General features: G+C 69.2%; 15 protein-coding genes and 1 pseudogene. 11 read left to right on the top strand and 5 right to left on the bottom strand.

The window, feature by feature from the left end; genetic code table 11:
* The first annotated feature begins 29 nt into the window (after window positions 1-29).
* Entirely contained in the window at window positions 30-1,253 is a 1,224-nt protein-coding gene (locus CH341_RS10145) for a threonine ammonia-lyase (RefSeq protein ID WP_111418916.1), read from the top strand.
* Between the two features lie 33 nt (window positions 1,254-1,286).
* Here the strand turns inward: CH341_RS10145 and CH341_RS10140 are convergent, their stop codons facing one another.
* Together CH341_RS10140 and hemB are read right to left on the bottom strand one after the other, a co-directional pair.
* The gene (locus tag CH341_RS10140; RefSeq protein WP_146604429.1) at window positions 1,287-1,919 is read right to left on the bottom strand and encodes a hypothetical protein; all 633 of its coding nucleotides are present in this window, start codon (window positions 1,917-1,919) and stop codon (window positions 1,287-1,289) included.
* 133 nt (window positions 1,920-2,052) lie between these two features.
* Window positions 2,053-3,129, bottom strand: a complete 1,077-nt coding sequence (gene hemB, locus CH341_RS10135) for a porphobilinogen synthase (RefSeq protein WP_111418914.1) — start codon at window positions 3,127-3,129, stop codon at window positions 2,053-2,055.
* Window positions 3,130-3,264: 135 nt separating this feature from the next.
* On the opposite strand from hemB, the gene CH341_RS10130 reads away from it, so the two are divergent.
* The 6 genes and pseudogenes from CH341_RS10130 to CH341_RS10105 all read left to right on the top strand — a co-directional run bounded on the left by CH341_RS10130 (window position 3,265) and on the right by CH341_RS10105 (window position 9,082).
* Complete coding sequence (locus tag CH341_RS10130; protein ID WP_111418932.1) at window positions 3,265-3,714, top strand: DUF6163 family protein; 450 nt, start codon at window positions 3,265-3,267, stop codon at window positions 3,712-3,714.
* A 163-nt stretch (window positions 3,715-3,877) separates the two neighbouring features.
* Entirely contained in the window at window positions 3,878-4,870 is a 993-nt protein-coding gene (locus CH341_RS10125) for a tripartite tricarboxylate transporter substrate binding protein (RefSeq protein ID WP_111418913.1), read from the top strand.
* 24 nt (window positions 4,871-4,894) lie between these two features.
* Window positions 4,895-5,770, top strand: coding sequence for an amidohydrolase family protein (locus tag CH341_RS10120; RefSeq protein ID WP_111418912.1), 876 nt, complete (start codon window positions 4,895-4,897; stop codon window positions 5,768-5,770).
* 144 nt (window positions 5,771-5,914) lie between these two features.
* Window positions 5,915-8,302, top strand: coding sequence for a transketolase (locus CH341_RS10115; protein WP_111418911.1), 2,388 nt, complete (start codon window positions 5,915-5,917; stop codon window positions 8,300-8,302).
* A 24-nt stretch (window positions 8,303-8,326) separates the two neighbouring features.
* On the top strand, window positions 8,327-8,776 hold the full coding sequence (locus tag CH341_RS10110) for a type II toxin-antitoxin system RelE/ParE family toxin (RefSeq protein WP_111418931.1): 450 nt from the start codon (window positions 8,327-8,329) through the stop codon (window positions 8,774-8,776).
* Window positions 8,751-9,082, top strand: a pseudogene (locus CH341_RS10105) (helix-turn-helix domain-containing protein). The gene CH341_RS10110 and the pseudogene CH341_RS10105 overlap by 26 nt, the downstream one beginning before the upstream one ends.
* Window positions 9,083-9,314: 232 nt before the next feature.
* Here the strand turns inward: CH341_RS10105 and CH341_RS10100 are convergent.
* Both CH341_RS10100 and CH341_RS10095 read right to left on the bottom strand, forming a co-directional pair.
* A complete protein-coding gene (locus CH341_RS10100; RefSeq protein ID WP_111418930.1) occupies window positions 9,315-9,869 on the bottom strand; it encodes a GNAT family N-acetyltransferase in 555 nt (184 codons plus the stop codon).
* A 2-nt stretch (window positions 9,870-9,871) separates the two neighbouring features.
* Window positions 9,872-10,147, bottom strand: a complete 276-nt coding sequence (locus CH341_RS10095; RefSeq protein WP_111418909.1) for a type II toxin-antitoxin system TacA family antitoxin — start codon at window positions 10,145-10,147, stop codon at window positions 9,872-9,874.
* Window positions 10,148-10,268: 121 nt separating this feature from the next.
* On the opposite strand from CH341_RS10095, the gene CH341_RS10090 reads away from it, so the two are divergent.
* Entirely contained in the window at window positions 10,269-10,925 is a 657-nt protein-coding gene (locus CH341_RS10090) for a DUF1007 family protein (RefSeq protein ID WP_111418908.1), read from the top strand.
* A 65-nt stretch (window positions 10,926-10,990) separates the two neighbouring features.
* Here the strand turns inward: CH341_RS10090 and npdG are convergent, their stop codons facing one another.
* A complete protein-coding gene (gene npdG, locus CH341_RS10085) occupies window positions 10,991-11,668 on the bottom strand; it encodes an NADPH-dependent F420 reductase (RefSeq protein WP_210208242.1) in 678 nt (225 codons plus the stop codon).
* Window positions 11,669-12,246: 578 nt separating this feature from the next.
* On the opposite strand from npdG, the gene CH341_RS10080 reads away from it, so the two are divergent.
* From CH341_RS10080 to CH341_RS10070, 3 genes are all read left to right on the top strand, one after another.
* On the top strand, window positions 12,247-13,002 hold the full coding sequence (locus tag CH341_RS10080) for an ABC transporter ATP-binding protein (RefSeq protein WP_111418907.1): 756 nt from the start codon (window positions 12,247-12,249) through the stop codon (window positions 13,000-13,002).
* Window positions 12,995-13,699: an ABC transporter ATP-binding protein gene (locus CH341_RS10075; RefSeq protein ID WP_111418906.1), complete on the top strand. Its 705-nt coding sequence runs from the start codon at window positions 12,995-12,997 to the stop codon at window positions 13,697-13,699. Before CH341_RS10080 ends, CH341_RS10075 begins: the two co-directional genes overlap by 8 nt.
* A 75-nt stretch (window positions 13,700-13,774) precedes the next feature.
* Complete coding sequence (locus tag CH341_RS10070; protein WP_111418905.1) at window positions 13,775-15,001, top strand: ABC transporter substrate-binding protein; 1,227 nt, start codon at window positions 13,775-13,777, stop codon at window positions 14,999-15,001.
* The last annotated feature ends 38 nt before the right edge of the window (window positions 15,002-15,039 follow it).

Below are 15,039 nucleotides of genomic sequence, written 5' to 3'. Positions count from 1 at the left end.
CAGGCATCGCGTGTTCCGGAGGTGCGGTCGTGACGATTTCGCTCGCCGACATCGAGGCCGCCCAGCGGCTCCTCAAGGGCCAGGTGCTCGCCACCCCGATGCTGCCGGCGCCGCGCCTGTCGGCGCTGACCGGGGCCGAGGTCTTCGTGAAGTACGAGAACCTGCAGGTCACCAACTCGTTCAAGGACCGCGGCGCCTATGTGAAGCTCGCCCGCCTCGGCGACGAGGAGCGCCGGCGCGGCGTCATCGCCATGTCGGCCGGCAACCACGCCCAGGCGGTCGCCTATCACGCTCAGCGGCTCGGCGTGCCGGCCACCATCGTGATGCCGGAGACCACGCCCTTCGTGAAGGTCGCCTCGACCAAGGCGTTCGGCGCCACCGTGGTGCTCGACGGCGAGACGCTGGCCGAATCGCAGCGCCGCGTCGAGGCCATCGTGGCCGAGAAGGGGCTGACCCTGGTGCACCCTTACGACGACCCGAACATCGTCGCCGGGCAGGGCACCATCGCGCTGGAGATGCTGGCCGAGGTGCCGGATCTCGACATGCTGGTGATCCCGATCGGCGGCGGCGGCCTGATCGCCGGCAACGCGGTCGCGGCCCGCGGCGTCCGGCCCGCCATCGAGATATTGGGAGTCGAGGCGGCGCTCTATCCGGCGATGCGCAATGCGGTGCGGGGCGAGACGCGGGCGGTCGGCGGACCGACGCTGGCCGAGGGCATCGCCGTGAAGAATGTCGGCGTGCTGACCCGGCCCATCATCCAGGCGCTCGTCTCCGACATCGTGCTGGTCGACGAGACGCAGCTCGAGCAGGCCGTCAACGCCTATGTCACGCTGCAGAAGACCATGGCCGAAGGCGCGGGCGCGGCGGGCCTCGCCGCCATGCTGGCGGAGCCGGCGCGGTTCCGCGGCAAGCGGGTCGGCCTCGTCCTGTGCGGCGGCAACATCGATCCGCGCATTCTCGCCTCGATCATGGTGCGCGAGCTCGAGCGCGAGTCGCGCATCGTCTCGATCCGCCTCACCATCCCGGACCGGCCCGGCGTGCTCGGTGCCATCGCGACGCTCCTGGGCGAGCACGGCGCCAACATTCTGGAGGTCGACCACCACCGGCTCTTCCTCGACGTGCCGGCCAAGGGCGCCAAGGTCGACGTCACGGTGGAGGCGCGCGACCGCGGCCATGCCCAGGAGATCGTCCGCGCCTTCGCCGAGCACGGCTACGACCCGGTCAAGATCGAGACCGTCAAGGCGATCGAGTAGGGACGGCGGACGACGCGGCCGTCACGGCTGCGTTCACTGCGGCTGGTTGCGCTCGATCTGCCAGTCCGGGATCGTCGTCGCGGGCGCCGCCGAGGCGACGGCCTCGACCTCCGGGCGTGGCCGCGGCAGCGGGACCAGGGCGACGAGCGGACGCTTGCGCGGCAGCGGCACCAGCTCGGCGAGCGGCGCATCGGCCGGATCCTCGACCCCGTCCGGCATCCCGGCTGGCAGCGGCGCGGCCGAGAGCGTGCCGGTGACGTCGGACGGTCCGGCGGACGCCAGCACCAGGGTCGGCTCCGGATCGGCCGCCAGGGCCGGCGGCTCCGCGGCCGGCGCCTCGGCGATCGCGATCGGTGCCACCGGCGCAGCGGGCTCCGCGGCGGCGGGCGGCGGAAGGTCGGGGCTCGGGGTGGACGAGGCGATCTTGAGGATGGAGAGGGTCGGCGGCGCGCCGTCGCGGGCGGCCAGCAGGGCGGCGGCGACATCGCGGCGGGGCGCGGACGGATCCTTCAGCACCGTGTTGGCGGCGAGCACCCAGGCCGCGAGGCAGCCCACCCCGCAGGCCAGCGTCGTGATCAGGACACGCGAGCCACGGCTCGATCGTTGCTGAGCGGCATGACGGTGCGGCCTGCTCTGGCTCTGGCTCGGCACACTCCGGTTCGGCATCGCGTCCCCCTCGGCATGCGTCCCGGCACGACCGCGTGCCGTGGATCACGGCATCGGGTCGTACCGTCGGGTCGTTACCCGCCGGCGGCGCTGGCGCCCGGGAGGGCGCCGGATCCCTTACATCAGCAGGCACTCACAACAGACGGCCTTGCTTCAGCTTTTCCGCGACGCGCGGCGCGAAATAAGTGAGGATGCCGTCTGCCCCCGCCCGCTTGAAAGCCATCAGGCTTTCGATCATGGCCTTGTCGCCGTCGAGCCAGCCGTTGCCGGCGGCCGCCATGATCATCGCATATTCTCCCGACACTTGGTAGACGAACGTCGGGTGCGCGAAGGTTTCCTTGATGCGATGGACTATATCCAAATAGGGTAGCCCAGGCTTCACCATGACCATGTCGGCGCCTTCTTCGAGATCCAGCTCGACCTCGCGCAGCGCCTCGTTCGTATTACAGTAGTCCATCTGATAAGTACGCTTGTCGCCCGTCAGGGTCGTCGACGAGCCGACCGCATCGCGGAACGGGCCGTAGAACACCGACGCGTACTTGGCCGCGTAGGCCATGATCTGGACGTCGATGCGGCCCTCGTCGTCGAGTGCCTGGCGGATCGCGCCGATGCGGCCGTCCATCATGTCGGAGGGGGCGACGATGTCGCAGCCGGCCTCGGCCTGCAGGATGCTTTGCCGGATCAGCACGTCGACGGTCTCGTCGTTGAGGATCTGGCCGTCGGCGAGCAGGCCGTCGTGGCCGTGGCTGGTGTAGGGATCGAGGGCGACGTCGCAGAGGATGCCGATGTCCGGCACCTCCTTCTTGATCGCCCGCACGGTGCGGCAGACCAGATTGTCGGGATTGAGCGCCTCGGTGCCGTTCTCGTCGCGCAGCTTCGGATCCGTGTAGGGAAACAGGGCGAGGCACGGGATGTCGAGCTTGGCGGCGCGCTCGGCCTCGCGCACCGCGTGGTCGAGCGAGATGCGGTCGACGCCCGGCATCGACGGCACCGGCGTGCGGATGTTGTCGCCGTCGACCAGGAACAGCGGCCAGATCAGGTCGTTGGCGGTCAGCACGTTCTCGCGCACCATGCGGCGCGCCCAGTCGGTGCGGCGGTTGCGGCGCGGCCGTTGAACGAGATCGAGACAATCCTGCCGGGAGGAGGCCGCCGGCTCGGCCGGGACCACCCGGACCTTCGACTCGATCGGGCGGCCGTACTTGATGGCCATGGCTGTTCTCCGTAATTGTTTTGTCGCGTTCTAGCGCGTTCCGCACCGGTGTTCCATGTTCTTGACACTCTTTTCGCCTGCGAGGGCCGACAGGCTGCACCGCGCCGAGCGGCGAGCGGGCCGGAGGTGTGGACGGTGAGCAACTCCTCCGGCGCCGGCCCGATCGAGCAGCTCGACCCTGTGCAGGCCGAGGACTATCGGCCCGATCGCGAGGGCTGGGCCTGGTATCTCGTGGTGTTCCTGCGGGTCGCCGCCGGCGTCGCCATGCTCAAGGGCCTCTATCACTGGGCCGCCGTGTGCGGCATCGGGGCCGGGCCGAACGAGGTGTTCGACGCCCAGTCGCTGCCCTGGCAGACCGCGACCGTGTTCTTCGCCGTCATCGACCTGGTCGCCGCCGTCGGCCTGTGGCTCGCCGCGCCGTGGGGCGCCGTGGTGTGGCTGACCGGCTCGGTCACCATGATCGTCGTGCAGATCTTCTTTCCGCTGATCTACGGCGTCCACTGGATCGTCGTGGTCGGCCTGGCGCTGATGATCGTCGCCTACCTGTTCTTCGCCATCATGGCGGCCCGCGAGCAGGGGGCCTGAGAGCAGGAGCGGGCGGTGAAACCCGCGCCGGTTTGTCTCGACCGCCGCGATGCTATAGCCTTCTCCGGCTAGACCTTCCCTCCCGTGCCGGCATGGCGCTTGTGCCTGCGGCATCGTCCACGACACAGCGACACCCGACTCGTCCACTCGAGAGGTCGAGACCATGGTCCGTCCGTTTCGTCCCACCGCATCTGCCGCCGGCCTCGTCATGGCGCTGCTCGGCGCTCTCGTAGTCTGGCCCGGCCCGGTCCGCGCCGAGTATCCGAGCAAGCCCATTCGGGTGATCGTGCCGTTCTCGGCCGGCGGCGCCGTCGACATCGTCACCCGGCTGGTCACGCAGCGCATCACCGAGGAGCGCGGCTGGTCCTTCGTGATCGAGAACAAGGCGGCGGCGGGCGGCATCCTGGCCACCGACGCGGTGGCGAAATCGGCGCCCGACGGCCACACGCTGCTGATCGCGACGCCGAACCACACCATCAACGCCGCTCTCAAGCCCCGGCAGCTCCCCTACGACTGGGAGCGCGACGTCATCCCCGTGTCGGTGATCGCCGAGGTGCCGGAACTTCTGGTCGCCCATCCGGCCGCGCCGTTCGGGGATTTCGCCGGCTTCGTCGCCTACGCGGCCAAGAATCCCGGCAAGCTGAGCTACTCGTCGGCGGGCAACGGGACGCTGCCGCACCTCACCATGGAGCTGCTGCTGCGCCGGGCCGGCGCCCAGGTCCTGCACGTGCCGTATCGCGGCGCGGCGCCGGCGCTCACCGACCTCGTCGCCGGCGTCGTCCAGCTCAAGCTCGACACCTACGCGACCAGCAACGCCCACATCGCCGGCGGCAGCCTGAAGGCGCTCGCCTTCGCCAGCGCCCGCCGCTCGCCGCTGATGCCGGACCTGCCGACCATCGCTGAGCTCGGCTTCCCCGGCTACGAGGGCGTGCTGTGGATCGGCCTGATGGCGCCGGCAGGCACGCCCGCCGAGATCGTCGACGCCGTTGCGAAGGCCAGCATCGCCGCGGTGCGGTCGGAGGCGCTCGCCGGCCGGCTCGCCCGCGACGGCATCGAGCCGGTCGGCAGCACGCCGCAGGACTTCGCCGCCCGCATCACCCGCGAGGTCGTGCAATGGCGCGATCTCGCCAAAGCCTCCAACATCACCATCGATTGAGCCGAGGAGCTTCGCGGCCGCGCCATGCCCGTGTTCACCCAGCCGCCCGATCCGAACCCGAAAACGCCGCGCTTCGCCTGTCCGCCGGGCAGCGTCGACACCCACATCCACCTCATCGGCCCGTCGGACCGCTATGCGTTCGACCCGACCAGCTACTACGTGTCGGCCGACGCACTTCCCGAGACCCACATCGCGCTGATGGCGACGCTCGGCCTGTCCGCCGCCGTGCTGGTCAGCCCCGGCGGCTACGGCCGAAACACGCGCCTGCTCGCCGACGTGCTGGAACGCTATCCGGACCGCTATCGCGGCGTCGCCCTGGTGCCCGAGGACATCGACGACGCCGAGATCGACCGGCTGAATACGCTCGGCGTGCGCGGGGTGCGCTTCATGAGCGGCTCGCGCGGCGGCGTGCTGCCGACCATCTCGGAGCCGGTCGCGGCCCGCGTCGCCGCCCACGGCTGGCACGTCCAGTTCTACCCGCACGGCGCCGACATCGACGACTTCGCCGATCGCCTGCTGGCGCTGCCCAACACCATCGTGCTCGACCACTTCGCCAGCGTGAAAGCGGAACGCGGGCCCGACCAGCCGGCGATGCGGACGCTCAAGCGGCTGCTCGACACCGGGCGGGTGTGGATCAAGCTGTCCGGACCGATGCGTTGCGTTCCGGGGGACTTCCCCTATGCGGCCGTCACCCCGATCGCCCGCGCCCTGGTCGCGCACGCGCCGGAGCGGCTGGTGTGGGGGAGCGACTGGCCGCATCTCAACATGGATGGCCGCGGCATGCCGAACGACGGCGACCTGGTCGACCTGATCCCGGAGTGGATCGAGGCTCCGGCGGACCGGCAGAGGATCCTGGTCGACAATCCGGCGCGGCTCTACGGCTTTCCCGCGCGCGGGTGACGTCGCCGAGGGCGAAGCCCAGCCGGGGCTCGGGGCGGCCGGCATGCGGGATTGTGCTTTGAGCCCGAGCGGACCGCGCTCTATCCTGGCGTGCGGTGCGCCGCGCCGGCTGCCGGCCGGACCGTGTCCCGGATGGATTTGGCGATGACTCACGACCCGGACGTTCTCTCCGCGCTCGAGCGCAAGGTCTTGTGGCTCGCCGCGTGGATGATCCACGAGGCGAACCACGGTCGCGACAATGTCGACGGGCTGAAGGTCGGCGGCCACCAGGCCTCGTCGGCCTCGCTGTCGACCATCATGACGGCCCTTTATTTCAGCGTCCTGCGGCCGCAGGACCGGGTCGCCGTCAAGCCGCATGCGAGCCCGATCTTCCACGCCATCCAGTATCTGCTGGGCCGCCAGACGCGGGAGAAGCTGGCGAACTTCCGCGGCTACAAGGGCGCGCAGAGCTATCCGTCGCGTACCAAGGATTCCGACGAGGTCGACTTTTCCACCGGCTCGGTCGGGCTCGGCGTGGCGCAGACGCTGTTCGCCTCGCTGGTCCAGGACTACGTGCACGGCCACGGCTTCGCCGCCGACCGCCCGCCCGGCCGCATGATCGCGCTGGTCGGCGACGCCGAGATGGACGAGGGCAACATCTTCGAGTCGCTGCTGGAGGGGTGGAAGCAGGGCCTGCGGAACTGCTGGTGGATCATCGACTACAACCGCCAGAGCCTCGACGCCGTCGTTCGCGAGGGGCTGTGGGAGCGCTACGAGAAGCTCTTTCGCGCCTTCGGCTGGGACGTGGTCATCCTCAAATACGGCGTGCTGCTCGAGAACGCCTTCGCGCAGCCGGGCGGCGACAGGCTGCGGGCCTGGATCGACACCTGCCCGAACCAGCTCTACTCGGCCCTGACGTTCCAGGGCGGCGCCGCGTGGCGGCGGCGGCTCACCGACGACCTCGGCGACCAGGGGCCGCTGAGCGCCATGCTGGACTCGTTGTCCGACGACGACCTCGGCCGGCTGATGACCAACTTGGCGGGGCACGACCTGCCGACGCTGCTGGAGGCCTTCGGCAAGGTCGACCACGACCGGCCGACCTGCTTCATCGCCTACACGGTCAAGGGGCACGGCCTGCCGCTCGCCGGCCACAAGGACAACCACGCCGGCCTGATGACCAAGGCCCAGATGGAGATTTTCCGCACGGCGATGCGGATTCGGCCCGGCCACGAATGGGACCGCTTCGAAGGTCTCGATCTCCCGGCCGAAGCGCTGCAGGGATTCCTCGACGAGGTGCCGTTCGCGAAAGGCGGGCCGCGCCGGCTCTCGGCCGCGCATGTCGAGGTGCCGGCCGCGCTGAAGGTCGAGATCGCGCCGACCATGTCGACCCAGCAGGGGTTCGGCGTGCTCCTCAACGAGATCGGCAAGGACAAGTCCGCTTTCGCCGATCGCGTCGTCACCACGTCGCCGGACGTGACCATGTCGACCAACCTGGGCGCCTGGGTGAACCGCCGCGGTCTCTTCGCCCGCGAGGTCATGGTCGACACCTTCAAGAGCGAGCGCATCCCCTCGACGCTGACCTGGGAGTTCTCGCCGAAGGGCCAGCACATCGAGCTCGGCATCGCCGAGATGAACCTGTTCATCCTCCTGTCGGCGCTCGGCCTGTCGCATTCGCTCAACGGCGAGCGGCTGTTCCCGATCGGCACGCTCTACGATCCGTTCATCTGCCGCGGCCTCGATGCGCTGAACTACGCCTGCTACCAGGACGCCCGCTTCATCCTGGCCGGCACGCCGTCCGGAATCACGCTGGCGCCGGAAGGCGGGGCCCACCAGTCGATCGGCACGCCGCTGATCGGCATGGCGCAGGACGGGCTCGCCGCCTTCGAGCCGAGCTTCGTCGACGAGCTCGCCGTGATCCTCGCCTTCGCGTTCGACTACGTGCAGCGCAATGGCGAGGGCGAGGCGTCCGAGCGCACTTGGCTGCGCGACGAGACGGGCGGCTCGGTCTATCTGCGCCTCTCCACCCGGCCGGTGGAGCAGCCGCAGCGGCCGATGACCGACGCGCTCCGCCAGGGCATCATCGACGGCGCCTACTGGATGCGGAAGCCGGGGCCGAACTGCCAGGTGGTGGTCGCCTACACGGGCGCCATCGCGCCGGAGGCGATCCAGGCCGTCGGCCTGATGGCCGAGGACCGCCGCGACGTCGGCCTGCTGGCCGTCACCTCGGCCGACCGGCTCAACGCCGGCTGGACGGCGGCGAGCCGTGCCCGCGAGCGCGGCCTCGCCCACGCTCGTTCGCATATCGAGCGGCTGATGGCGGAACTGCCGCCCCACTGCGGCATCGTCACGGTGCTGGACGGTCACCCGGCGACGCTCGCCTGGCTCGGCGCCGTCGCGGGCCATCGCACCCGGCCGCTCGGCGTCGAGCATTTCGGCCAGACCGGCGCGCTCGCCGACCTCTACCGCCACTACGGCATCGACGCCAACGCCATCGTCGCCGCCGCCCAGGCGATCGCCCCGGGACGGCCGATCCGGTATCTCAAGGCGCTGTGAGGAGGCCGATCGGAGACGGTGGTCGTGGCGGTTGAACTATGCCCCCTAGGGGCATGGTATGCGGTCGGCGCGGAGCAAGAGCGAGTTTTCGTCACGAAGGTCTTCGCGAGATTCGCCCGGAGGGAACGGTTGGCCGACGATTGCCTTCGCGAGGCTGTCTTTCGGGCCGAGTGCGGCTCGGTGGACGCCGACCTCGGCGGTGGCGACATCAAGCAGCGCGTCGCACGCGCAGGTCGAGGCCGCTCCGGCGGGTACAGGACCGTCATCGCGTTTCGATCGGGACAGCGGAGCGTGTTCCTGTACGGCTTCGCCAAGAGCGAACGCGACAACATAGACGACAAGGAGCTCGCCGACCTCAAGAAGCTTGCCAAGCTGGTCCTGGGCAACACGGACGACCAGCTCGCGACGGCACTGAGGGAGGAGGAGTTGAAGGAGTTGCCCGGTGCCCATCAAAGCCGAGACCACGACCGGTAAGCCTCGCAGCCCTCTATCGGCTGCCATCCACGAGACTGCCGCGGGCCTGCATCGGACGGGCTCGTCGACCAGGCGACCATGCGCGAGTTCGACGCATCGTGCCTCACGGCGGTCGAGCCGCTGAGCGCCGCGGAGATCGTCGCGATTCGAAAGCGCGCCGGTGTCAGCCAGGGCGTCTTCGCCCACTATCTGAACGTCAAGCCGAAGCTGGTGAGCGAATGGGAGCGCGGCGAAAAGCGACCTAGCGGGCCGTCCCTCAAGCTTCTGTCGATCGTCAAGGCCAAAGGCCTCGATGCGATCACGTGAGAGCTTGTGAAGCTCTCCGGACATTCGATTCAGAGCTGCTGTCGTTCCCCCTCGGATGTCTTCAAACGCGGTCGGCGTCCGCAGTGGGTGCGGTCGGGACGGCAGCGAAATGGTTGCGGCGCTGCGGGCTGCCGCGGTGCCGCCGCACTCCTTCAACAATGCTCCGTCGTGTCATCGGAGCGCAGGGCATGAGACGGATCGCGGGACGGATCGAAACGGTGGGCGTGGAGACCTACGTCTCGTCGGGACGTGGCGAACGCGAAGGGGCGCCGGTCACGTCGGTCCCGAACAGCCTCTGCAGCTCCGAGGTGCGGATCATCATGGCGCCGCGGGGATCGAAGGCCAGATCCCGAAACCCCCAGCTCGCGTAAAATCCGCGGACCGTGTCGTCGAGCGGGTGCGCGATCACGCCGACGCTGCCGACGATCTCGGAGGCGCGCAGCGCAGTTTTCAACGCGAACTGGAGCAGCGATGCCGCGTGCTTGCGGCCCTGAAAGGCCTTGTCCACGGCGAGCTGCCCGAGCAGCGTGACCGGAACAGGATCGGGCTGATTGCGCTGCTGCGCTTTCGGCAGGAAGGCGCGCTCGATCTGGCACGCGCTCAGCGTCACGTAGCCGATGATGCGTCCCGTCGTCGGGTCGGCGATGACGTTGACGCGCGATGCCCCGCTGAGGTGGTTCGCCCAGGCGTGCCGGCGAAACCAGATGTTCAGTGACTCGCGCCCGCAATCGAACCCCGCGCGATCGTCGGCTTCCGCGAGAGGGCGAGGGGCCGTCGCGGCCGACACCGTCACCTCTCCCAGGTCGGCGTCAGCCTCGCCAAGGTCTCCAAGGCCGGGTTCGGCTCGGCCGGACTGCGCACCCAGCGCTCGAACGCCTCCCAGTCCTTTGCCGGGATCGTCACGACGCTGCGGCCCAAAACCTCCGCTTCGGCGGCGTCGAGCGACGATCGCCGCATGAACTCGCTCAGGCTCGTGCGCGACTGCTCGGCCGCTGCTTCGAGGAGGGCACGCTCCTCGCGGCTCACGCGGACGCTCAGGACCGTGGTTGTGTTGCTCTCCGACATGCGTATGACATTAGCATACAGGGCCGGATCGGCTCAACGGGCGCCGACGACGCCGTCGTCACTGCCGCGGTGCCGCCGCACTCCTTCAACAATGCTCCGCCGTGTCATCGGAGCGCACGGCATGAGACGGATCGCGGGACGGATCGCGGCGGTTGCGGGTGCGGGTCTGCTCGTCCTCTTGCAGTCCGTGAACGCGGCCAGGGCGCATCCGCACGTCTGGGTGACGTTCCACAGTGAGCTTCTCTACGCCGCCGACGGGCGGATGACCGGCGTCCGCCACGCCTGGACGTTCGACGACATGTTCTCGGCCTACGCGCTTCAGGGCATCCGGCACGCCCGGAAAGGCGCCTACACCCGCCAGGAGCTGAGCGGGCTCGCCGAGACCAACATGACGTCGCTGATGGAGTACGACTTCTTCACCTACGCCAAGGCGGACGGCAAGACGGCGCCGTTCGCGCCGCCGGTCGACTACTGGCTGGAGTACAAGGATCCGAGCCTGACGCTGCACTTCACCTTGCCGCTGAAGACGCCCGTGGCGGCCAGGGCGATGGCGATCGACATCTACGATCCGTCGATCTTCGTCGACTTCGCCTTCGCCAAGGGGACGCCGGTCACGCTGGTCGGCGCGCCGCCCGCCTGCCGGCTCGCGCTCGAGCTTCCGCACGAGCCGACCGCGGCGGAACAGCTCCGGCTCAGCCAGCTCGACGCCAAGCCGCTCGATCCCTCCGACACCTACGGACAGACCTTCGCCAACAAGATGCGGGTCACCTGTCCGTAGGACGTCCGGAGAGAGTTGCGCGGGATCGCCGGGCGTGCCGGCGATCCTGCGGCAGAGGCGTCCGTTTACGCCGCCGGCGTCTCGCCGAGGCCGGTGATGCGGATGCCGGCGTCGGGGATCTTGTAGGTGCGGTTGATGAAGATCAGCACCGAGGTCAGCGCCTCGGCGACCACCGAGTTGGCCAGCGGGCCGGCGTCGATGCCGCGCAGGCCGGCGTCGCCGGCGAGCCGGATCGCCACGGCGCGGGCCTCCTTGTCGTCGCCCGCCACCAGCACGTCGCAGTCGATGACCTTGTCCGGGTCCTTCAGCTTGTGGGCCGAGACGTTCTGGAACGCCGAGACGACCTTGACGCCCTCGCCGAGGGCGGCCTGCAGCGCGACGACGCAGGAGTCGGTCGGCGGGAGCTGCACGCGCGACACCTTCGGCGGCACCAGCGGCACCGTCACGTCGATCAGGATCTTGCCGTCGAGCACGTCCTTGAGACCCTCGGCGGTCGGCATCTGCGCCGCATAGGGCACGGTCAGCACGACGACGTCGGCGCCCGTCACGGCGTCGCTCGACGCGGCGCCGCAGATCAGCGGCTTGCCGAGCTTCTGGTTGAGCTCGGCCGCGGCCGCCTCGGCCTTGGCCGGGTCGCGCGACCCGATGGTGACGCGGTGGCCCGCACGGGCCCAGCGCATCGCGAGGCCGCTTCCTTCGGCTCCGGTGCCGCCGACGACGCAGACAGAGAGGGTTTTGGTCATGATCCTTCCTCGGGCTTTCGGCCCATAGCAGAGCGTCCGCGTCGCAGCCTCGCGCAAGGATCGCGTCGGGCGGAATGGCGCCGGCGGCGGGCGGGGCGGGGGTGCCGGCGGACGATCCGCCATCTGTCCCGAGCCGGCTCCCGGATGCAAGCCCCGGAGGCCGATCCGGCGCCCGGCGAGGCCGTCCGGGGTGCGGCGGAAAGTCCCGCCGAACGGCGTCCCGGCCGTTGTCCATACGACCAAAATACGCCTCGCCAAGGCGTCGACCTCTGCTAGACTGCCGCCGCGATGCAAGGCTGTGGCGCGATTTTTCGACGCCCGCCGGCATCGCCCGACGAGCATGTGGTCGTCGCCGACGACCACGCATGTCGTCGTTTTCAAAGAATACGAGGGTGGCCGAAACGGACCGCCCCATCGTCCGGGAGGAGACACGGCGTGGCGTTTCGCCGAGCACTCGAATTGCGTCCCGTCCGCGCGGTTTTTTCGCGCGGCACCGGGTTCTTGACTCCGACGGTCACCGGCGGCGTGCCGGTCCGTCTTCCGTCCGCGCTGCCACGATCAGGAGCGGGCGCCCCTGCATGACCTCCGAGAACGTCATCGAGACGGACGGGTTGACGAAGGAATTCAAAGGCTTCCGCGCGGTCAACAATGTCCGGCTGAAGGTCCGCCGCGGCACCATCCACGCCCTGATCGGACCCAACGGGGCCGGCAAGACGACCTGCTTCAACCTGATCACCAAATTCCTGCAGCCGACCACCGGCCGCATTCTGTACAACGGCCGCGACATCACCGCGTCCAGGCCGCACGAGATCGCCCGCATGGGGCTGGTGCGCTCGTTCCAGATCTCGGCCGTGTTCCCGCATCTGAGCGTGCTGGAGAACGTCCGGGTGGCGCTGCAGCGCACGCTCGGCACGGCCTATCACTTCTGGAAGCCGGAGCGGTCGGTCGAGGTGCTGGACGACCGCGCCATGGATCTTCTCGAGCAGGTCGGCGTGCAGTCCTACGCGAAGCTGCCGGCCGTCGAGCTCCCCTATGGGCGCAAGCGGGCGCTGGAGATCGCGACCACCCTGGCGCTCGATCCCGAGATGCTGCTGCTCGACGAGCCGATGGCCGGCATGGGCCGCGAGGACATCAAGCGCATCTCCGACCTGATCCAGCGCGTCGCCAAGGACCGCACCGTGCTGATGGTCGAGCACAATCTCTCGGTCGTCGCCGACCTCTCCGACCGCATCACCGTGCTGGCCCGCGGCGAGATCCTGGCGGAGGGCAGCTACGCCGAGGTGTCCAAGGATCCCGCAGTGGTCGAGGCCTATATGGGGACCGGGCATGGCTGAGGCGCTGCTCCAGGTCCGCGACCTCCAGGGCTGGTACGGCGAGAGCCACATCCTGCACGGCATGAGCTTCGAGGTGGCGCGCGGCGAGGTGGTGACGCTGCTGGGCCGCAACGGCGCCGGCAAGACCACGACCATGCGGGCCGTGATGGGCATGCTGCCCAAGCGCTCCGGCTCGGTGCGCTACGACGGGCGCGAGCTGATCCATCTCAAGTCCAACGCCATCGCCAAGGCCGGCATCGCCATCTGCCCGGAGGAGCGCGGCATCTTCGCCAGCCTGTCGGTGAAGGAGAACCTGCTGCTGCCGCCGCGGGTGAAAGCCGGCGGTCTGGACGTCGAGGCGATCTACCGGCTCTTTCCCAATCTCCGCGAACGCTCGGCAAGCCAGGGAACAAAACTCTCCGGCGGCGAGCAGCAGATGCTGGCGATCGCCCGCATCCTGCGCACCGGCGCCGACCTGCTGCTGCTCGACGAGCCGACCGAGGGGCTCGCGCCCGTGATCGTCCAGCAGATCGGCGCGACCATCCGGATGCTGCGCGAGACCGGCTTCACCATCCTGCTGGTGGAGCAGAACTTCCATTTCGCCGCCACGGTCGCGGACCGCCACTATGTCGTCGAGCACGGGCAGGTGATCGACATGATCCCCAATGCGGCGCTGGAGCAGAGCCGCGACAAGCTGAAGACCTATCTGGGCGTCTGATCACGATCGGCGCCCGGGACACGACGCGAACGAGCCAAGACGAACCAATCCGTCAGAACAATCCGGAGGAAGCAGATGACCACCAGGACCATGTTGCTCGGCGGGATCGCCGCCGCCGCCCTCGCGGTCGGCGCCAGCGCGCCGGCCAGCGCCCAGTACACCGACGGCGTCATCAAGATCGGCGTCTTGAACGACCAGTCCGGCACCTATGCGGATCTCTCCGGCCAGGGCTCGGTGTTCGCCGCCAAGAAGGCCGTGGAGGACTTCTGCAAGGCGCAAAAGTGCTTCGAGAAGATCGAGGTGATTTTCGGCGACCACCAGAACAAGGCCGATATCGGCGCCGGCGTGGCGCGGCGCTGGTACGACGTCGAGCAGGTCGACGTGATCGTCGACACGCCGACCTCGTCGGTGGCGCTCGCCGTCAACCAGATCACCCGCGAGAAGAACAAGGTCTTCCTCAACTCCGGTGCCGGCGCCTCCGACCTCACCGGCTCGGCCTGCTCGCCCAACCTGGTGCACTGGACCTACGACACCTGGGCGCTGGCGCACGGCACCGGCGCCGCGCTGGTCAAGCAGGGTGGCAAGAACTGGTACTTCCTCACGGCGGACTATGCCTTCGGCCATGCGCTGGAGCGCGACACCGCCGCCGTGGTCGAGCAGATGGGCGGCAAGGTCCTGGGCAAGGTGCGGCATCCGTTCCCGGCGCAGGACTTCTCGTCGTTCCTGCTGCAGGCGCAGGCGTCCAAGGCGCAGGTGATCGGGCTCGCCAATGCCGGCGCCGACACCATCAACTCGATCAAGCAGGCGTCCGAGTTCGGCATCGTCCAGGGCGGCCAGAAGCTCGCCGGCCTGCTGGTCTTCATCACCGACGTGCACGCGCTCGGCCTGAAGACCGCGCAGGGGCTGACCTTCACCGAGGCCTGGTACTGGGACACGAGCGACGCCAACCGCGCCTTCGCCAAGGAGTTCTCGGCCGCCAACAAGGGCAACTATCCGACCATGGTGCAGGCCGGCGTCTACTCGGCCGTGATGCACTATCTCAAGGCCGTGCACGCGCTCGGCAGCGACGGCGACGGCGCCAAGGTGGTCGCCCAGATGAAGGCGACGCCGACCGACGACAAGCTGTTCGGCAAGGGCTCGATCCGGGCCGACGGCCGCAAGATCCACGACCTGATGCTGGTCGAGGTGAAGAAGCCCGAGGAGAGCAAGGGCCCGTGGGACTACCACAAGGTCCTCGCCACCATCCCGGCCGCCGAAGCGTTCCGGCCGCTCGCCGACGGCGGCTGCGCGCTGGTGAAGTGAGGCTCTGCTTCACCCTCCCCTGGAGGGGGAGGGTCGGG

Source organism: Rhodoplanes roseus (genome assembly GCF_003258865.1).
Lineage (GTDB): Bacteria > Pseudomonadota > Alphaproteobacteria > Rhizobiales > Xanthobacteraceae > Rhodoplanes > Rhodoplanes roseus.
The sequence above is the reverse complement of the archived record's forward strand: the minus strand, read 5'-3'. Positions and strand labels throughout refer to the sequence as shown.